This is a genomic window from Streptomyces sp. NPDC002309 (assembly GCF_053593375.1).
The window spans coordinates 107,859-125,157 of the sequence record NZ_JBSFCI010000024.1; the positions used below are offsets into that span (position 1 = coordinate 107,859).

The following is a 17,299-nucleotide window of genomic DNA, read 5'->3' on the forward strand; positions in this document are numbered from 1 at the left end:
GTTGAGCACGGCGCCGCCCGCAGCCGTATCGAACTGAGGCGCAGGCGCGTCCGCTCCATGACCGACCGGAGGAACAGATGAGGCTGACCCGACCGATGCTCGCCCTGAGCGGTGCCGTGGCGGTGCTGGCACTGGCGGGATGTGGCTCCGACGGCGACCGGACGGCCGTACCGGAGACGGCGACCGGCAGCCTGGAGCACCTGGCCGCCGAGGTGGAGTGCGCGCCCGACATGCAGACCGACGCGGACGAGATCAGACAGGCCATCTGCAAGAACACCGACGGCAAGTTCGTCCTCGCGACCTTCGCCACGGACCGGGGCCAGCGGGAGTGGATCAACGGGGCGAAGGACTACGGCGGTCACTACCTGGTCGGCCGCAAGTGGGTCGCCGTGGGTGACACCCCGGTGGTACGCGCGTTGCAGACCACGCTCGGCGGGGACATCGAGGAGGGCACCGACCACTCGGTGCACGAGAAGTCCCACGAGAAGTCCGGCGGGGCCACGCACACGGATCACTGACCTCTCGCGCACACGAAGAACCGGCGGCGGGACATTCCCGCCGCCGGTTCTTCGTGGTGCTACCGCCGCGTCACTGGCACTTGCGGCCGCTGTTGATGCAGTTGACCATCTTGTTCATCGTCTTCTGGGAGAAGAAGTTGATGAAGTCGTTGTGGTCGGTGATCGGCTTGTGCAACTGCTCCGGGAACGAGTCCACCGCGAAGGGGTTCTGAACCACCCCGTTCTCGATGGTCGGCGTGGGAACGTCGTACACCAGGCGGACCTGGAGCTGGGGGATGGCCCGGAAGCCGTTCGGGCAGGCCCCGTTGCCCTGGACGAACGCCACGTGCGTGCGGTGGTTGGCGCTGTCGATGTTCTGGCCGTCCCAGCAGCTCTGGAACTTGGACAGGCGGACCACGTCGCTGCCGCCGGGGCAGAGCGGGTACTTGTCCGTCAGCTGGCGGTCCTCGAAGCCGGTGCAGGTCCAGGCGGTGTTGGCGTTCGCCAGACCGTTGACGAAGGACTTGGCGTCACCCGTGATGATGCGCAGGGCCCGCGGCATCGCGACGACCCGGCCGGTCCTGTTGCCGACGAACTTCAGCTGGGCGACCTTGGGCTCAAGGATCGTGCCCACGTTGCCCTCGGTGCCACCGCCGGCGTTGTTCTGGTCGAAGTCCTGCGAGCCGTCCTGCAGACGCAGCACCGGCCAGAAGTACGACGACCTGTCGCCCCGGTTCTGGCAGGTGGTGTCGGCGGCCGCCAGGTCGTCGTCGCTCGCGAACGCGTCGTTGTTCTGGTTGCCGACGTAGTCGTGCAGGTGGTGGGCGCCGTTGGTGACACCCGGGGCGACGATCACGTTGTCGGTGTTGTGGTTGTCGTTCGAGTTCGTGCCGCACTTCGTGGTGAAGCTGCCCCGTGAGCCGCCCCGGCCGTTCGCGGCGAGCCCGTTCGGCAGGTTGCGGGAGTTCGGCTGGACGGTGGTGATGTCCTGGAAGTCCGCGGCCACCGGTCCGTTGCCGGCCTGGCCGCCGTTGCCCTGCTGGCCGTCGCCTTCCTGGCCGTCGCCGCCCTGGTTCTGGTCCCCGCCGTCCTGCTGGCCGTCGCCGCCCTGGTTCTGGTCCCCGCCGTCCTGCTGGCCGTCGCCGTTCTGATCGCCGTCGCCCTGCTGGCCGTCACCGTTCTGCCCGTCGCCCTGCTGACCGTCGGTGGTCTGCGCGGGCTTTCCGGTGCAGGGGGACAGGCTGTCCAACTGCTCGGAGGCGCTGCCGCCGGCCCGGTTGATCTCCAGCTGGATGCGGTCGATGATCACCTGCCGCCGGTCCTTGAGCGGGCCGAGGATGGTGTTCTGGACGAAGCTCCCGTCCCTCGCCTGCGCGTCCCGCGTGGCCGCGAGCCGCTGGTAGGCCTCGGTGATCTGCTGGTCGAGCGTCGCCAGTTCGCCGTCCACCTCCCCACGGGCCTGGTCCGGCACCTCGGAGATCTGCTGGCCGACGTCGGGGCAGTCGATCGTGGCCACCTGGGCCGCGGTCGCCTTCGTCCTGTTCCAGCCGTTGTCCTCGTCCGCCGAGGCATAGAAGTTGGCCCAGACAAGCCCGCCCCCACCGAGCGCTAGGGCAGCCGATGCGGCAATGGCCTTGGTGGCCAGCGGCGTACGGCGTTTGCGTGTGTTGCGTCCCATGGAACTCCTCTGACTTCCTTGCGGGGCAGCATCGAGGCGCCCGACAGGAGTGAAGCGGCTCCCTCAGATACGCGACGCGTCCCACGGGTGTTCAACCGTCCCGGAAATAGTTGAGAAGTTCGTGAGGACTCTGTGCATCAACAGCCCCTGGAACACCACGAGTTGCCGGTGTTCCACGGCGAGTGAACGGGTGGGGTGCCGCGATCGCCGCGGGGCGGGGCCCGCGCCGTGCCCGCCGGTGTCCGCGCTCCTCGGCGGCTTCCGCGCCCGCACGATCCGACGCGACGCGGTGTGCCGCGGCCCCATTCCTCGGCCGCCCCGACCTACACCCCGTCGCCCGCGAGGACCTTCGCCTCCGTCTCCGGGTCGAGGCCCACCGGGGGTCGGTCCGGGCGCTGCGGTGCCGTCCCGCCGATCTCCCCGAGCCAGCGCCACGTGTCGGCCACGGTCTCGCCCGCCGGGCGGCAGCGCAGGCCGGCGGCCAGCGCGCGGGACACGTCCGCGCCGTGCAGGGCGTCGTGCAGCCCGCTGCCCGGCGGCACCCACACCGGCAACCCGCTCCACGGCTCGATCCCCGCGCCCAGCACCACCTCGGGCGCGGTCCAGCGCAGTTCCGCCGCCGCGCCGGTCGCCCGTACGCACGCCTGGAGCAGCTCACCCATGGTGGTGTGCCCGCGGGGGCCGGTCAGGTTGTAGGGACCGTCGAGCTCCCGCTCCACCCCGTCCAGGATCCACTCGGCGAGGTCGCGGACGTCGACGAACTGCACCGGCAACTCGCGGGGGCCCGGCGCCAGCACCGGCCCGCCACGGGCGATCCGGTTCAGCCACCAGGGCAGGCGGCCCACGTTCTCGTACGGCCCGAGCAGCAGCCCGGCCCGCACCAGCAGCGAACGCCGCGCGCCGAAGGACTCGACGACCGCCAGCTCGCCGCCCCGTTTGTCGCGGGCGTAGTCGGTGTGGTCCGCGCCGGCCTCGGCGCCCTCGACGAGCGGCGCGTCCTCGGTGTACCCGGCGGGCGGTGCCCAGGCGTACACCGAGCAGCTCGACACGTACACATACCGGCCGGCGCGGCCCCGCAGCAGCCGCGCCGTGTCCCGCACCGCCCGGGGCGCCGCCGACCAGGTGTCGACGACGGCGTCCCACTCGCCGTCCGCCAGCCCGCCGAGCCCGTGCGGCGCGGTGCGGTCGCCGAGCACCTCGCGGACACCGGGCGGGGCCGCGTGTCCGCCCCGGTGGAAGACGGTGACGTCCCAGCCCCGTCCGAGGGCGGCCTCGACGACGGCCCGCCCCGCGAACTCCGTACCACCCAGCATCAGCAGTCTCATGGGGTGGACTCTGCCCCGGGGCGGGGCGCGGGGGGAAGCGCGCTCTGCCGAGGGCAGACAGGGGGCGGTGCGACGGACCGTCAGTTCTTAGTGAGCGGCGCGTACTTGTAGCCCACCCGCCGGATCGTGAGGATCGCGTGCCGGTGCTCCGCGCCCAGCTTGCGTCGGAGCCGGGCGATGTGGACGTCGACCGTGCGGCCGTCGCCGATGTGCCCGTAGCCCCACACCGTGGTGACCAGCTGGTCCCGGGTGTGCACCCGGTGGGGGTGCGCCACCAGATGGGCGAGCAGCTCGAACTCCAGGTAGGTGAGGTCGAGTTCCCGCCCGGCCACCTCGGCCGTGCGCCGCTGGCGGTCGACACGGATGGGAGTGTCGAGGTCCGCCCCGGTGCCGGTGCCGGTGCCGGTGCCGGTGCCGGGGCCGGTGCTGGTTCCGGTGAGGGCGCCGGTGTCCGTGCCGGTGCCGATGAGGAGCTCCGCGGACATGGGGCCGCTCACCGCCGACGGCGGGAGAAGCGGCTGCCGGTCCGCGGGGACGAGCACCAGGTACCCGACCATGGGTGGCCGCCCGGGGAGGGAGGGCAGGGTCTCCTGCGGTGCGGGCAGCCAGGTGGCACCCGGCGGGAGGAGGTCCGCAAGGCCCGGGACGCCCCTCACCTCGTCCGGGTCGACGGCTCGCAGCCGGTGCCGGGGGCCGCCGGGAGCGGGAGTGGGAGCGGAGGCGGGGGAGAGAGGGCGGGAGACGGGGGCGACAGGGGAGACGGGGCGGGACACAGAACCAGGGATCGCCATGGGAGGTCAGCTCATTTCGCGCGAGAGGTCCGTCAGGGGAGAGGGCCTTGTTCGCGCAGGCACCGAGGGCCGTGGGACGGCGTCAGAGGGCCGGCGCGGTCGTCGCGCGGCAACACACCCGGTCGAAGTCGTGGTGCTGACGGGAGGGCCAGAAGGGCTCGAGGTCATGGCGACCCGTCGCGGAGAACCTCTGGAAGCCGACCATGTACGCCATTGAAGCAGACGCCGCCCGGAACCGGACCGGCCTCTCACACCTCGGACTCCTCCTTGGCCGGTTCCCGCCGCCCGACGCCCACGGCACAGGGGGCGCCCACCGGTTCGGCGGACGCCCCCTGAAGGAGCCGAGCACGCGACCGCGCGGAGCGGCCACGGCGGAGCGGACGGATCAGACCTGGCCGGCCTTCTCCAGGGCGGAGCAGCAGGTGTCGACCAGCAGACGGGTCACCACGTAGGGGTCGACGTTGGCGTTCGGGCGACGGTCCTCGATGTAGCCCTTGCCGTCCTTCTCGACCTGCCACGGGATGCGGACCGAGGCACCGCGGTCGGAGACGCCGTAGGAGTACTTGTCCCACGGGGCGGTCTCGTGCAGGCCGGTCAGACGGTCGTCGATGCCGGCGCCGTAGTTCTTGACGTGGTCGAGCGGCTTGGAGCCCTCGCCGAGCGACTCGCACGCGGTGATGATCGCGTCGTAGCCCTCGCGCATCGCCTTGGTGGAGAAGTTGGTGTGCGCGCCGGCGCCGTTCCAGTCGCCCTTGACCGGCTTGGGGTCCAGGGTGGCGGAGACGCCGAAGTCCTCGGCGGTGCGGTAGAGCAGCCAGCGGGCCACCCACAGCTGGTCGGAGACCTCCAGCGGGGACAGCGGGCCGACCTGGAACTCCCACTGGCCGGGCATGACCTCGGCGTTGATGCCGGACAGGCCCAGGCCCGCCTTCAGGCAGTTCTCCAGGTGGGCCTCGACGACGTCGCGGCCGAAGATCTCGTCGGCGCCGACACCGCAGTAGTAGCCGCCCTGCGGGGCCGGGAAGCCGCCCTCGGGGAAACCGAGCGGGCGGGTGCCGTCGAAGAACGTGTACTCCTGCTCGATGCCGAAGATCGGCTCCTGCGCGGCGAACTTCTCGGCGACCTCGGCGAGCGCGGCACGCGTGTTGGACGGGTGCGCGGTCATGTCGGTGTTCAGGACCTCGCAGAGCACCAGGATGTCGTCGCCGCCGCGGATCGGGTCCGGGCAGGAGAAGACCGGCTTCAGCACACAGTCCGAGGCGTGGCCCTCGGCCTGGTTCGTGGACGACCCGTCGAAGCCCCAGATCGGCAGCTCGGCGCCCTTGGCGTCGTCGGCCAGGATCTTCGTCTTGGAACGAAGCTTGGCCGTCGGCTGGGTGCCGTCGATCCAGATGTACTCAGCCTTGAAGGTCACGGGCCACATCCTTCGGGGTGGGTCTGGGCGCGCTTGCGGGTGCTGCGGCGCTACGGCACCGGGGTGCCGCGTTCTGCATGTCCGGCAGCTTGTCAACAGGCGATTTCCCGATCATTGCCCGGTTGTGAACCCCGTGTTACCTGGCGATGCCGTGACCCACCTCTTCGTGTGAGGCGCCGCCGCGTGGGCGCGAGCGGCTCGTATGCGATGCGCCGCCGGTCCTGCCGCTCGTGGCCGCGAGCGGCAGGACCTGTGACACATACACGGGGCGGCCCTGGTCGGGCCGCCGCCTCACCGGGTCCTCGGTATGTAGGGCCTCACCCCACCTTCTCGATCACGGCCCGGCGGATCAGGAACTTGCCGGGCTCACGCACCTGTTCGAAGGCCGCGTTGTTGAGCAGGACACAGCTGCCGGAGACCGAGGTGACCTCCACCGTCGTGGACTTGTTGTTGTCCAGGTTGGTGACCTTCAGCTTCGTACCCGCCGGGAACTGGTTGCTCGACGCGGCCGGGGCGCCGGCCTCGCCGGAGAGCGTCACGGTGGAGCCGTTGCAGACCTGCTGCCCGGCGGCGCCTCCGCCGCCACCCGGAGCGGCCGGGGCGGCGGGCGGCGCGGACTGCTGAGCGCCGCCGCCCGCCTGTCCGGCTCCCTGGCCCGCGCCGTTGCCCTGCTGGCCGGGCTGTGCGGCTTGGGAGCCCTGAGCCGACTCCCCCACCACGCACCCGGCCGCCTTCTGCTGCAGCTGGATCTGGGCGATGACGGCCTCGCGGTTGGCGATTCTGGCCGCGGACTGCGCGTCCGGGTTCGCCCGCTGGTCGGCGATGAACCGCTGGTTGTTGCCGAGGGCGGTGGCGAAGCCCTGGCAGGCCGTCGAGTTCGCCGCGGACTGCGAGGCGTTCGACGTGCTCGCCATCACGAACGCGCCACCGCCCGCCACCGTGGCCGCGCTGATCAGCAGCGCCAGCTTCTTCTTCGTGCTGAGAGTTCTCCTGCGCGACATGCGCGCCTCCTGGGGGTAGGGGAGCGTACGCCGCTATGTACGAGATGCCGAACGGGGTTACTCAGTGGTTACGGAAGTATGTTGAAGTAACTTGCGTCACACGGGAGTTGACGACCGACATTGGTGCTGGTGGCGGTGCCGGTACCGACTCCGGCAGTCATGGCGGAGGGCGGTGGCGGGGCTGCCCGAGCCTCTCGGCGGCACGATCCGCAGATCACGCTGGACGCGCGCAACGAGCCTGCTGCCGTGGTTCAGGTGTGCGGCACCCCCTGGGTGCTCGCGCTGTGCCTCCCCGGGTCTCTGTTCGAATCTGTCGTCGTCTCGCGCATCTCTCCCGGACCAGGTGTGACACGGTGACAATTTGCCTGCTGACCAGGCGATTTACTGGACGTCCTGGGCGCCCTGGATGTCAGTGCCAGGCACTAGAATGGAAGCAGTGTTCGAGGGTGTCGCCGGGGTGTCCGGTGGCACCCTGACCGCGACAGGAGGATGCCCGTGCCCGCTGCCGCACTGAAGCCGAAGACGCTGCCCACCCAGTCCACCGCGAAACGCCCCGTCCCGCTCGAGCTTCCCTGCACACCCGTGGAGAAGCGGCCGTTGCCGCCGGGGCGTCCGCGTGACTGGTACATCTCGCACAACCGCCGGCTCAAGGCGCTGCGCCTCGCGATAGCGCTGCTCGACTCGGGGGTGTACATGCCGAACCAGGCGCGCAACGAGACGATCCGCAGCACCGCCGACCTCATCGGCGTCCACCCGCCGTCGGACACGACGTGTCACATGGTCCGGGCACTGATGCGGTACACGCGCTGAACCGGTGAGCCGTCGCGCCGGGTGCCGATATCCAGGTCGGCACCCGGCGTCCGCTGCCCGCCGCGGGGCGCGGCAGGCGCCCCGCGCGCTCCCCCCCTCGCTCAGGACGACGCCCTGCTGGCCGGCACCGACGATCGTCCCTCACCCGTGCCTACATCGCCCCACCCGCGCAGCACCTCCGTCGCGAACGCCCGTCGGTCGTCCCCGTGTTCGAGGAACCGCAACCCCAGCGAGCCGTCCGCGTCCGGCAGTTCGCAGCGCGTGTACCGGGCGCTGCACGACAGGGCGCCCTCGATCGCTTCCGTCTCCGCCGCCGGGATCACCGCGTCTGTACCCGGCCGGGCCGGCAGAGGGAGGAAGTCGACGCGCCCCGCACCCACGGCCCCCCGTCCGTACCGCGCACGGAAAAGGAGATGCGACCCCCCACCCTCCTGACGCTACGCTCTGTGCACGGACAAACACGTATCCATACATCCCGGGAGTCCCGTCATGGGCACCATCATCATCTCCGGGACGGTCGTCCTGGTCGTCCTGGGATTCGGGAACCACCTCTACTGGCTGGCCGCGGTCATCGTGCTCGTCCTCTACGTGCGGTACGGGCGCGACGCGTCAACGAAGCCCTCCGCCCCTTCGACCCCTTCGTCGCCCGGGCCCGCGCCCACGAGTTACAGGGCGTACCGCGACCGCCGTGACCAGCAGGCCAGGTGGGAGCGCCGCTACCGCCGCGAGCGGCCGCGGGAGTCCCGCCGTCAGGAGCGGGAGCGAAGCGCCAAGTAGGGCCCCGGCCCCGGGCCACCCCCCGGCCCCGGGCCACCTCGCAGTTCCACGCCCCGGGCCCGGGGTCACATGCCTGGGGCGCCCCACACCGGGAACCAGCGCCCCAGGTCCTCCTCCATCCGCAGATCACCGGCCAGCGCGGCCCTCACCTGGAGTTCCAGCGCGCTGTCGCGCCGCTGCCCACCGCCGGGCAGCGGCGCGAACGGGTAGAAGGTGCCGCGCTTGTAGAGATAGACCAGCGCCAGCCGCCGCCCCGCCTCGTCACGGAAGCCCGCCAGCGAACACAGCAACTGCGGGCCGAAGCCGTTGATCTCCATCGAGCTGTTCACCGCGTGCAGATCGTTGACGAGCTGCGGCAGCTCACCGGAAGCGCGGCGGGAGACCAGCCACGAGTAGCCGTACGCGTCCCGCTCCAGCTCGACCGGTGGCCCGGTCCGCTCGGTGTCCGCGTCCAGCAGCGCGCGTACCTCCCGGCGCGTCTGGTCGAACGCGGCTCCCTCGACGGTCGCGAAGCACACCGCGCCGTCGCCGGTCGGTGTGAAGGAGGCCGCAGCCTCCAGCGTCACCGCCGCCGAGGGCAGCGCGAACAGCCGGTCGAGATCGGGCGCGACCGGCTGCGTACGGCCGAGCAGGATGTTCAGCAGGCCCATGGTCACCCCTTTCCGGGAGCCGCGGCCTCGCCCAGCTCGGCGGAGATCCGCCCCAGCTGTTCGAGACGCTGCTCCAGGCTCGGGTGTGTGGAGAACAGCCGTGCGAGATTGGGCCCGCGGCCGAGCGCCGGCGTGAAGTAGAAGGCGTTGAAGGCCTGCGCGGTCCGCAGGTCCTTCGTCGGAATCCGGGCGATGTCACCCGTCACCTTGGTGAGGGCCGACGCCAGTGCGGAGGGCCGTCCGGTCAGCAGCGCCGCCGCGCGGTCGGCCGCCAGCTCCCGGTACCGCGACAGCGCCCGGATCAGCAGGAAGCTGATCGCGTACACCGCGGCGGAGACGCCCATGATCCCCAGGAAGACCACGGCGGTGTTCTGGTCGCGCCGCCCGCCGCCGAAGAGCTGCGAGTAGAAGGCGAACCGGACGATCAGCCCCGCGATCACGCCGAGGAACGACGCCACCGTGATCACGGCGACGTCCCGGTGCGCCACATGCGACAGCTCGTGCGCCAACACTCCCTCCAGTTCCGCCGGCTCCAGCCGCCGCAGCAGTCCGGTGGTCACACAGACCACCGCGTGGTCGGGGTTGCGCCCGGTCGCGAACGCGTTGGGCATCTCCATGCCGGACACGGCGACCACCGGCTTGGGCATGTCCGCGACCGCGCACAGCCGGTCGACCACGCCGTGCAGCTCCGGGTACTCCTCGCGTTCCACGACCCGTCCGCGCATCGCGTAGAGCGCGACCCGGTCGGAGAACCAGTACTGGGCGCCGAGCAGCGCCGCCGCGACCACGACGACCAGCACCCAGGACTTCAGCAACGCGATCAACGCGGCGACGAACGCCACGTACAGCAATCCGAGCAGGAACAGGGTGACCGTCATCCGTACGGTCAGCTGTCGGTCGCTCCGGAAGCGGCTCCGCATGTGCATCACCCCGCACTACGACCCCGGCAATCGCCCGGGCCCACTGCCAGTGTGCACCCGTACACACCAAGAAGCGGTCGCCCCCACCCCTCACCCGGGCAAAGCCCTGCCTCCGGTCCTCACCCCGCGATCCCGGCCTCCCACTTACGCTGTTTCAGCCCATGATCGCTGAACAGATGCCGTGCCCGGTCGAGCAGCTCACCCACCTCGGCGTCCCCCGGCACGTGGTCCGGCGCCGGACGCCAGCCCTGCACCGCCCGCCCCGCGCGGTCACGCAGCTTGACGTCGGGATCGTCCAGCAGGGCGACCGCGGCCCGCAGTCCCACGACGCCGCCGCACGCGTCGAGCAGCCGAAACGCCGCGACCCGCACATGCGGCGGCCGTTTCGGCCCGAGGCGCTCCATCAGCGCGCCGGCGGGCAGTTCCCGCGCGGAGGGCAGCACAGCGGTCACCGTCTCGCGGACGACTGCGGGTGCGGGATCGTCGAGCAGCGGCCACAGCCGCCGTACGTCCACCGTGTCGAGCAGGCGCAGTCCGGCGACGGCCCGCGCCCGCACTCCCGGCACCGGATGCGTGAGCAGCGGCCACAGCAGTCCGGCATCCGTCCGGTCCCCGCACTCCGCGAGCCCGATCACCGCGCCGGGAGGCAACGCCGGTTCGGCCGGGTCCGCGCACCACTGCCGGTACGACTCCACCGGCTGCCCGTCGTACTGCCGTACGACATAGCGGGCGCAGGCCCGGACCACGGCTGCCCGGTCCGCGAGGAACGTCGCGGCCGCCTCCGGCCGCCCCGCCGCCCGCAGCCCGGTGACCCCGGCCGCGCGGACCCGCGGCCCGCGCGCCGCGAGCAGCGTCCCGAGTACGTCGTCGTGGTCGCCACCGGCCTGAATCGCGGCGAGGGCGGCGTCGGCGCACAGCTCCTGGACGACGGTGTCGCTGTCCTGGACGGCGGTGCGGGCCAGCTCGGCGGGGGAGAGGAGGCGTTCCTCGACGGCCAGCCGGTACGCGAACCGGCGCACGGAGCGGTCCGGGTCGGCGAACAGGGACGCCGGTGCGCGGCGGAGCGCGTCACGGAGCAGACCGACGGCGAAGGCGCCCCGCTCGCGGCGGCCGACGCGCAGGACCAGCGCGGCGAGGGCGGCGGCGGTCTCCGGGCCGAGTGTCCGACCCAGCAGCCGCCGGGCGCGTTCGCGCACCGGCGCGACCCAGTCGCTGCTCCGCACGACGATCAGCGGGAGCAGCGCCGGGTACTCCGCGGCCCGGGTGAGCGCGGCCTCGCGGACTCGTCCGTCCGGATGGCACAGAGCGAGCGCGAGCCAGGACTCGACCGGTTCGACGGTCCGCGCCGGTGTCGTGCCGCGCGCAGGGTCCGGCACGATGGCGGTCGCGGGCGGCCCGCCCGGAGTGGCCCGGTCCGTTGCCGGTGTGCTCAGGCTCGCCACCCAGGCACGGTTCGGCAGCGACTCGATCAGGTACCGGCCGGCGGTGCGCACACCGGCGTCCAGCCCGGTCCAGGCGCCGGGATCGGCGGTGTCCAGGGTCTCGTGCAGCGCCGCGCCCGCCGCCAGCCGCGTCGCCGCTGTCTCACCGGCCCGGATGTCCTCGTTCATTCTGTTCCCGCGTTCATTCTGTTCCCGCGTGGGTCTAGTACGGAGCTCGGAAGTTCATGTACCCCAGCAGGGCGATCACCGCGGCCACGCAGCCGAGCACCACCACCGTCGACACCCACGACGACCGACGGCGGGTCAGGTGTTCGGGGGCGGCTCGGAACGGCACCGGCGCGGGTGGGTCGTCCTTCCAGCGGGCGGCGAGCATCCGGGCCCGCGCCGAGGGCTCCTTGTGCTCGGCGTCGTCCGCCCAGCTGAGATCGAACTCCCGCTCCGTGCCGTCCTGTTCGGACATCCCCGTGCACCTCTCTCGAACATCGGTCTGCTGTTCGATGATCCCCTGTGACCGGTGATCAGGGGAAGCCCGGAAAGCGGCCGCCGGATCCGCCGGGTACCGCCGAACGGCTGAGGATGCCGTGTGATCGGTTGCGGGCTTAGCCTGGAGAGGGAGCTGCTCGCCAGGTCGCGCTTCACCCGGCGACACCCTGTACACATCCGACAGCCCACATGCCACACGGACCGCGGGTGATGCGCACGCCTCGTAGTCAGGCGGCGACACCGACGACCGCGCCGTAACTTCTCCGGCGGCCGCGGCCATCCGTCCGGCTCGTGCTCCGCACGATGGGATGGCAGGAAGGTCTTTCCATGAACGCACCACGTGTACGGCGTCTGTTCGCCGCGTCCGCCATCGGCGTGCTGATGGCGAGCGGCGCCGCGATCGGCGCAGCCGGCACCGCTTCGGCGGCCACCCCCACCACGAGCGTGCCCTCGAACTGGGGCGGCGACGACTGGGGGAACCGCGGCGGCTGGGGTTACAACAACTTCGGTTACTACAACGGGTTCGCGGGGTTCGGGGGCTTCGGCGGTTATGGAGGGTACGGCGGTGGCGGCTATGGCGGCTATGGCGGCTATGGGGGCTACGGCGGCTACGGCGGTGGTGGCCCCGTCGTGATCGTGGTCCGCTGAGGCGGCAGCCGCCGCCCCGTCCGGGGCGGACGGATGAGGGCCGCCACCTGGAGCACTCCAGGTGGCGGCCCTCGAACGACCTCCGAACGACCTCCGAACGACCTCCGAACGACCTCCGAGCGACCTCCGAACGACCTCCGAACGACCTCCGAGCGACCTCCGAGCGACCTCCGAACGACCTCCGAGCGACCTCCGAGCGACCTCCGAGCGCCCTGCGCCCGCGCCCTCGAAGAGTCTCACGCGTCAGCGCGGCCCACGTCCGTGCGGCTCGCGCTCCGGCGAGGTTCGGTCACGCGTCGAAGAAGCGACGGCACGGCGCAGCCACCGGATGATCATCCGCGGCGGTCGCCTGGAACCCCGCTCGGTCGGCCATGACGCACTCACTCTCGGCCGAACGCCCTGCGGACGGTTCTCGCCACGGCGGGGTCATCCATGTCGAGTTCTCTGCGGACATCGGAGAGTTTCTGTGCCGCGAGGGCTTCACGCCAGGCCAGGTCGGCCCGGTACATGGCTCGCTTGACGGCGCAAGGGGCGGAACTGCCGCCGCCGGTGTGCATCTCGGCGATCTTCCCGCACTGGGTGATTCCCGTGCAGCGGAAGAGGCTCTCGTTTCCTTCGATGGCCAGGACGACATCGAGCAGGGTGATCGAGTCCGAGTCGCGGGCCAGCCTGAACCCACCGCGCGGCCCCGGGGTGGACGTCAGGAGTTCGGCTTTCACCAGCAAGTGCAGTTGCTTGGTGAGATAGGCCGCAGGCAGCTCGTGAGCGGCGGCAAGCTGGGCGCTCCCCACCGGATCGTCATCGCCGAGCATCGCCAGGTTGAGAAGCGTGTGCACGGCCCACTCGACGCCCTTGCTCATGTACATAACCAAGAGGTTATGTGTCCTGAATTATCTAAGTCAAAGTGTCTCGCCCCACCCCCTCCGATCGTGCCCGACGGGGACGGCGAGGTGACCCCCGATGGCTCACAAGGCCCGGAGCGAAGCCATGGATGCCCCGAGTCCCACCAGTCGTCCCAGCGCGGACCGGCGGGCACTTCGGCAGCCACCCGCGGATAAAAGTTGACACCATCTATCGGCGATACATAGTGTCCTCAATATCGCCCTCACGGGTGATCCGGCCGCGGTGTCCCCTCCTGCCCCCACGAGGGGGGACCCCACCGAGCGGTCGCGGGTACGGGAGGCTCGGGCCTCAATGGCAAGCACGACAGATTAGGACAAAGCGCACCATGGAACCTCGGCTGAACTTCTTCGCCCACCCCCTTGCGGGCAAGATCCTCAAGCACGTCAACACCGCTGCGAAGGTGGCGTCGGAGGCGGGTGTGCCGATCCTGACCCAGGAGCTGGTGAAGATCCGTGCCAGCCAGATCAACGGCTGTGGGTTCTGCACCGACATGCACACCAAGGACGCCGCCCACCACGGCGAGACCGCGCAGCGCCTTCACCTGGTCGCGGCGTGGCGTGAGGCCACCGTCTTCACGGACTCCGAGCGCGCCGCCCTGGAGCTGTCGGAGCAGGCCACCCGCATCGCCGACGCGGCCGGCGGGGTGTCTGACGCAGTCTGGGAGAACGCCACCAAGCACTTCGATGAGGAGCAGCTCGTCGCGCTGATCTCGCTCATCGCCATCATCAACACCTACAACCGCATCAACGTCATGGTCGAGCAGCCCGCCGGCAGCTACTACGTGGGCATGTTCGGCTGAGCCGCACGCCGTTCCCACCTTGACGTGAAGCCCGTCTCCGGTACTGCAATCACAGTGGTGTGTGGTTGCAGTACGAGGAGCTCACGTCCACCGGCTCTCGCGGCTCGACCCGGACGTACCGATCGAGGAGACCGTCGGCGCGATCGCGGAGCTCGTCGAGAAGGGGTACGTCCGACACTTCGGCCTCAGCGAGGTCGGCGCCGGGACGATCCGCCGGGCCGCCGCCACCGCCCCGATCGCCGACAGCCGGGTGGAGTACTCGCTGATCTCGCGCGGCATCGAGTGGCGAGATCCTGCCGACCACGCGTGAACCGGGCATCGCCGTCACGGCGTACGGCGTGCTCTCACGCGGTCTGATCTCCGGCCGCTTCACAGCCGACCGGCAGCTCGCCGCCGACGGCATCCGGGCGATGTCGCCCCGTTTCCAGGGCGAGAACCTCCAGCACAATCTGAACCTGGTCGAGGCGCTGCGCGAGATCGCCGAGCAGAAGGGCGTGACCGTCGCGCAGATCGCGATCGCGCGGGTGCTCAGCCGCGGCGAGGACATCGTGCCGCTGATCGGCGCCCGCCGCCGGGACCGGCTGACCGAGGCGCTGGGCGCTGGACGTCACGCTGGACGAGGTGGACCTCGCGGCCATCGAGGAAGCCGTCCCGGCGGACGCGGCAGCGGGCGGGCGCTCCCCGGAGACGCAGATGGCGTACCTCGACAGCGAGCGCTGATTCCGGGTGCGGCCTGTGCCAGGGCACCGATCAGCGAGACCCCGACCGCCGAGCGCATCCTTGAGGCGACCGAGGAGGTGCCGCGCCGCCACGGGCCGGCCAAGGCCATCGGTCTTCGGCGGCTGGATCGCCGTGCAGGTCTTCGGCGCGAGCCGCTACCGGGGCGGGACCACGGTCGACATCCGTCAGGCCGTGATCGAGCGCGACCACTTCCGCGGTTAGGAGGCGGTGCTCTGCTCCTGGTCACGCCGCTCGCCGCGCTGGCTCAGCCCGATCATGGCGATGCTGACAAATATGAGTGCGTTGCCCGCCAGAGCCCACCAGCCCCGGTTCGCCGTGCCGATCACGAGCACGACCGCGGCCTGCCAGAACATGGCGAAGGAAAGCACCAACTGTCCCCAGCCGAAGAGACGGGGGCGACGCACGTACCGCCGATGCATCGGCAGCATCCATCCGCGAGCGACGGTCGCCACACCGGATGCCGCGATGAACAATCCCAAGGTGCCGAACGGTACGGCGAGGTACAGCTCCACGATCCCCCCTACGCGTCGGCCCTGCTCCGGCCTGCCGCCTGATCATGACACCGGCCGTGCTGCGCGTCTACGTCCTCGCTCGACGGCCTGACAGTCCGAACACGCCGGGGGCGAGCGCCCGTTCTCGCCGAAGATGCGCGGTCGCCCTTGCCGCCGGTCGAGCGCTGTGCGGAGTCGGTGCGAACGCCGGTTCCGGCGAACCCGATGCGCCGGCTTGAGCGGCGGCCCGGCGTGGCGCTCGGTAGCCGTTCGCTCACACGCCCCGGAACAGGCCGTCGGCCGTGCCCTTCCGGCGAGGAAGGACACGGCCGACGGCCCACGCACGGCCCAGGGGAGCGGATACCCGCTCTGACCTGGGGCGATATCACACGTCGAAGTACAGCTCGAACTCGTGCGGGTGCGGACGCAGCTGCAGCGGGGCGATCTCGTTGGTGCGCTTGTAGTCGATCCACGTCTCGATCAGGTCCGGCGTGAAGACGTCGCCCTGGAGGAGGAACTCGTGGTCGGACTCCAGGCGGTCGAGGACGGCACCGAGGGACGTCGGGACCTGCGAGACGTTTGCGTGCTCCTCGGGAGCCAGCTCGTACAGGTCCTTGTCGATCGGCTCGGCCGGCTCGATCTTGTTCTTGATGCCGTCCAGACCCGCGAGGAGCAGGGCCGAGAAGGCCAGGTACGGGTTGCCCGAGGAGTCGGGGGCGCGGAACTCGACGCGCTTGGCCTTCGGGTTGGAGCCCGTGATCGGGATACGCATCGCGGCGGACCGGTTGCGCTGCGAGTACACCAGGTTGACCGGCGCCTCGAAGCCCGGGACCAGGCGGTGGTACGAGTTCACCGTGGGGTTGGTGAAGGCGAGCAGCGACGGGGCGTGACGGAGGATGCCGCCGATGTAGTAGCGCGCGGTGTCCGACAGGCCGGCGTAGCCCTGCTCGTCGTAGAACAGCGGGTCGCCGTTGCTCCACAGCGACTGGTGGACGTGCATGCCCGAGCCGTTGTCGCCGAAGATCGGCTTCGGCATGAAGGTCGCGGTCTTGCCGTTGCGCCAGGCGACGTTCTTCACGATGTACTTGAAGAGCTGGAGGTCGTCGGCGGCGGCGAGCAGCGTGTTGAACTTGTAGTTGATCTCGGCCTGGCCGGCGGTGCCCACCTCGTGGTGCTGGCGCTCGACCTGCAGGCCGGACCGCTCCAGCTCCAGGGAGATCTCGGCACGCAGGTCGGCGAAGTGGTCGACCGGCGGGGCCGGGAAGTAGCCGCCCTTGTAGCGGACCTTGTACCCGCGGTTGTCCTCCAGCGCGCCGGTGTTCCAGGCGCCCGCCTCGGAGTCGATGTGGTAGAACGCCTCGTTCTCCGACGTCTTGAAGCGGACGCTGTCGAAGACGTAGAACTCCGCCTCGGGGCCGAAGTAGGCGGTGTCGGCGACGCCGGTGGAGGCGAGGTACGCCTCGGCCTTCTTCGCCACGTTCCGCGGGTCACGGGAGTACTGCTCACCGGTGATCGGGTCGTGGATGAAGAAGTTGATGTTGACGGTCTTGTCCCGGCGGAACGGGTCCACACGCGCGGTCGAGAGGTCGGCGCGCAGGGCCATGTCAGACTCGTGGATGGCCTGGAAGCCGCGGATCGAGGATCCGTCGAAGGCCAGCTCCTCCTCCGCGTCGAACGCCGCAGCCGGAATCGTGAAGTGCTGCATGACGCCCGGCAGGTCGCAGAAGCGGACGTCGATGAACTTCACGTCCTCGTCGGCGATGAACTTCTTGGCCTCGTCGGCGTTCTGGAACATCCAGCTCCTCCTACTCCCGACCGTCCCGCCGGGGTGGTAGTTCGTGTCTGCGGCCGGTGCGGTGGCACATGCCCACCCGACCCTAGGGACGCGTCATTTCTCGGGCGTGACCCATTTGTTTCGCAGAAGTTAAC

Annotated in this window: 18 protein-coding genes and 1 pseudogene; 6 read left to right on the top strand and 13 right to left on the bottom strand. The window is 70.7% G+C overall.

Going from position 1 to position 17,299, the window contains the following annotated elements; all coding sequences use genetic code 11:
- The first annotated feature begins 77 nt into the window (after positions 1 to 77).
- Entirely contained in the window at positions 78 to 518 is a 441-nt protein-coding gene (locus tag ACWCPM_RS21180) for a hypothetical protein (RefSeq protein WP_450977766.1), read from the top strand.
- Positions 519 to 588: 70 nt separating this feature from the next.
- On the opposite strand, the gene ACWCPM_RS21185 is transcribed toward ACWCPM_RS21180, so the two are convergent.
- The 5 genes from ACWCPM_RS21185 to ACWCPM_RS21205 form a co-directional block, all read right to left on the bottom strand.
- Positions 589 to 2,175: a DUF1996 domain-containing protein gene (locus ACWCPM_RS21185; RefSeq protein ID WP_450977767.1), complete on the bottom strand. Its 1,587-nt coding sequence runs from the start codon at positions 2,173 to 2,175 to the stop codon at positions 589 to 591.
- Positions 2,176 to 2,498: 323 nt separating this feature from the next.
- Positions 2,499 to 3,500 carry an SDR family oxidoreductase gene (locus ACWCPM_RS21190; RefSeq protein ID WP_450977768.1) on the bottom strand — a complete coding sequence of 334 codons (1,002 nt, stop codon included), beginning with the start codon at positions 3,498 to 3,500 and terminating at the stop codon, positions 2,499 to 2,501.
- 80 nt (positions 3,501 to 3,580) lie between these two features.
- Positions 3,581 to 4,291, bottom strand: a complete 711-nt coding sequence (locus tag ACWCPM_RS21195; protein ID WP_450977769.1) for a winged helix-turn-helix domain-containing protein — start codon at positions 4,289 to 4,291, stop codon at positions 3,581 to 3,583.
- A 385-nt stretch (positions 4,292 to 4,676) separates the two neighbouring features.
- Positions 4,677 to 5,705, bottom strand: a complete 1,029-nt coding sequence (glnII, locus tag ACWCPM_RS21200; RefSeq protein WP_450977770.1) for a glutamine synthetase — start codon at positions 5,703 to 5,705, stop codon at positions 4,677 to 4,679.
- A 317-nt stretch (positions 5,706 to 6,022) separates the two neighbouring features.
- Positions 6,023 to 6,706: a hypothetical protein gene (locus tag ACWCPM_RS21205; RefSeq protein ID WP_450977771.1), complete on the bottom strand. Its 684-nt coding sequence runs from the start codon at positions 6,704 to 6,706 to the stop codon at positions 6,023 to 6,025.
- A 495-nt stretch (positions 6,707 to 7,201) separates the two neighbouring features.
- Here ACWCPM_RS21205 and ACWCPM_RS21210 point away from each other — a divergent pair, with 495 nt between their 5' ends.
- On the top strand, positions 7,202 to 7,516 hold the full coding sequence (locus ACWCPM_RS21210) for a hypothetical protein (RefSeq protein WP_450977772.1): 315 nt from the start codon (positions 7,202 to 7,204) through the stop codon (positions 7,514 to 7,516).
- 101 nt (positions 7,517 to 7,617) lie between these two features.
- Here the strand turns inward: ACWCPM_RS21210 and ACWCPM_RS21215 are convergent, their stop codons facing one another.
- A complete protein-coding gene (locus tag ACWCPM_RS21215; protein WP_450977773.1) occupies positions 7,618 to 7,896 on the bottom strand; it encodes a hypothetical protein in 279 nt (92 codons plus the stop codon).
- 109 nt (positions 7,897 to 8,005) lie between these two features.
- Here ACWCPM_RS21215 and ACWCPM_RS21220 point away from each other — a divergent pair, with 109 nt between their 5' ends.
- The gene (locus tag ACWCPM_RS21220) at positions 8,006 to 8,293 is read left to right on the top strand and encodes a hypothetical protein (protein WP_450977774.1); all 288 of its coding nucleotides are present in this window, start codon (positions 8,006 to 8,008) and stop codon (positions 8,291 to 8,293) included.
- A 65-nt stretch (positions 8,294 to 8,358) separates the two neighbouring features.
- On the opposite strand, the gene pspAB is transcribed toward ACWCPM_RS21220, so the two are convergent.
- From pspAB to ACWCPM_RS21240, 4 genes are all read right to left on the bottom strand, one after another.
- Positions 8,359 to 8,943 (bottom strand): PspA-associated protein PspAB, encoded by a 585-nt coding sequence (gene pspAB, locus ACWCPM_RS21225; RefSeq protein WP_450977775.1) that lies wholly within the window; start codon positions 8,941 to 8,943, stop codon positions 8,359 to 8,361.
- Between the two features lie 2 nt (positions 8,944 to 8,945).
- Positions 8,946 to 9,863 (bottom strand): zinc metalloprotease HtpX, encoded by a 918-nt coding sequence (gene htpX / locus ACWCPM_RS21230; protein WP_450977776.1) that lies wholly within the window; start codon positions 9,861 to 9,863, stop codon positions 8,946 to 8,948.
- Positions 9,864 to 9,982: 119 nt separating this feature from the next.
- A complete protein-coding gene (locus ACWCPM_RS21235; protein WP_450977777.1) occupies positions 9,983 to 11,473 on the bottom strand; it encodes a hypothetical protein in 1,491 nt (496 codons plus the stop codon).
- Positions 11,474 to 11,507: 34 nt separating this feature from the next.
- Entirely contained in the window at positions 11,508 to 11,765 is a 258-nt protein-coding gene (locus ACWCPM_RS21240) for an SCO2583/SCO2584 N-terminal domain-containing protein (protein ID WP_450977778.1), read from the bottom strand.
- A 350-nt stretch (positions 11,766 to 12,115) separates the two neighbouring features.
- Between ACWCPM_RS21240 and ACWCPM_RS21245 the strand changes: the two genes are divergently transcribed.
- Entirely contained in the window at positions 12,116 to 12,436 is a 321-nt protein-coding gene (locus ACWCPM_RS21245) for a hypothetical protein (protein WP_450977779.1), read from the top strand.
- A gap of 380 nt (positions 12,437 to 12,816) precedes the next feature.
- Here ACWCPM_RS21245 and ACWCPM_RS21250 read toward each other — a convergent pair whose 3' ends face one another.
- Complete coding sequence (locus ACWCPM_RS21250; protein WP_450977780.1) at positions 12,817 to 13,302, bottom strand: RrF2 family transcriptional regulator; 486 nt, start codon at positions 13,300 to 13,302, stop codon at positions 12,817 to 12,819.
- A gap of 362 nt (positions 13,303 to 13,664) precedes the next feature.
- On the opposite strand from ACWCPM_RS21250, the gene ACWCPM_RS21255 reads away from it, so the two are divergent.
- Complete coding sequence (locus ACWCPM_RS21255; RefSeq protein WP_450977781.1) at positions 13,665 to 14,138, top strand: carboxymuconolactone decarboxylase family protein; 474 nt, start codon at positions 13,665 to 13,667, stop codon at positions 14,136 to 14,138.
- 85 nt (positions 14,139 to 14,223) lie between these two features.
- A pseudogene (locus tag ACWCPM_RS21260) lies at positions 14,224 to 14,858 on the top strand (aldo/keto reductase); the annotation flags it as partial.
- 218 nt (positions 14,859 to 15,076) lie between these two features.
- Here the strand turns inward: ACWCPM_RS21260 and ACWCPM_RS21265 are convergent.
- Both ACWCPM_RS21265 and glnA read right to left on the bottom strand, forming a co-directional pair.
- Positions 15,077 to 15,391: a hypothetical protein gene (locus ACWCPM_RS21265; protein ID WP_450977782.1), complete on the bottom strand. Its 315-nt coding sequence runs from the start codon at positions 15,389 to 15,391 to the stop codon at positions 15,077 to 15,079.
- A 364-nt stretch (positions 15,392 to 15,755) separates the two neighbouring features.
- Positions 15,756 to 17,165, bottom strand: coding sequence for a type I glutamate--ammonia ligase (gene glnA, locus ACWCPM_RS21270; RefSeq protein ID WP_450977783.1), 1,410 nt, complete (start codon positions 17,163 to 17,165; stop codon positions 15,756 to 15,758).
- Positions 17,166 to 17,299 lie beyond the last annotated feature (134 nt).

Bases quoted from the DNA above. Each gene is read 5' to 3' on its own strand.
- ACWCPM_RS21195 (WP_450977769.1), bottom strand. From the start codon at position 4,291: ATGGCGATCCCTGGTTCTGTGTCCCGCCCCGTCTCCCCTGTCGCCCCC.
- pspAB (WP_450977775.1), bottom strand. From the start codon at position 8,943: ATGGGCCTGCTGAACATCCTGCTCGGCCGTACGCAGCCGGTCGCGCCC.
- ACWCPM_RS21205 (WP_450977771.1), bottom strand. From the start codon at position 6,706: ATGTCGCGCAGGAGAACTCTCAGCACGAAGAAGAAGCTGGCGCTGCTG.
- htpX (WP_450977776.1), bottom strand. From the start codon at position 9,863: ATGCGGAGCCGCTTCCGGAGCGACCGACAGCTGACCGTACGGATGACG.
- ACWCPM_RS21240 (WP_450977778.1), bottom strand. From the start codon at position 11,765: ATGTCCGAACAGGACGGCACGGAGCGGGAGTTCGATCTCAGCTGGGCG.
- ACWCPM_RS21245 (WP_450977779.1), top strand. From the start codon at position 12,116: ATGAACGCACCACGTGTACGGCGTCTGTTCGCCGCGTCCGCCATCGGC.
- ACWCPM_RS21180 (WP_450977766.1), top strand. From the start codon at position 78: ATGAGGCTGACCCGACCGATGCTCGCCCTGAGCGGTGCCGTGGCGGTG.
- ACWCPM_RS21255 (WP_450977781.1), top strand. From the start codon at position 13,665: ATGGAACCTCGGCTGAACTTCTTCGCCCACCCCCTTGCGGGCAAGATC.
- ACWCPM_RS21185 (WP_450977767.1), bottom strand. From the start codon at position 2,175: ATGGGACGCAACACACGCAAACGCCGTACGCCGCTGGCCACCAAGGCC.
- ACWCPM_RS21190 (WP_450977768.1), bottom strand. From the start codon at position 3,500: ATGAGACTGCTGATGCTGGGTGGTACGGAGTTCGCGGGGCGGGCCGTC.
- ACWCPM_RS21220 (WP_450977774.1), top strand. From the start codon at position 8,006: ATGGGCACCATCATCATCTCCGGGACGGTCGTCCTGGTCGTCCTGGGA.
- glnA (WP_450977783.1), bottom strand. From the start codon at position 17,165: ATGTTCCAGAACGCCGACGAGGCCAAGAAGTTCATCGCCGACGAGGAC.
- ACWCPM_RS21250 (WP_450977780.1), bottom strand. From the start codon at position 13,302: ATGTACATGAGCAAGGGCGTCGAGTGGGCCGTGCACACGCTTCTCAAC.
- ACWCPM_RS21235 (WP_450977777.1), bottom strand. From the start codon at position 11,473: ATGAACGAGGACATCCGGGCCGGTGAGACAGCGGCGACGCGGCTGGCG.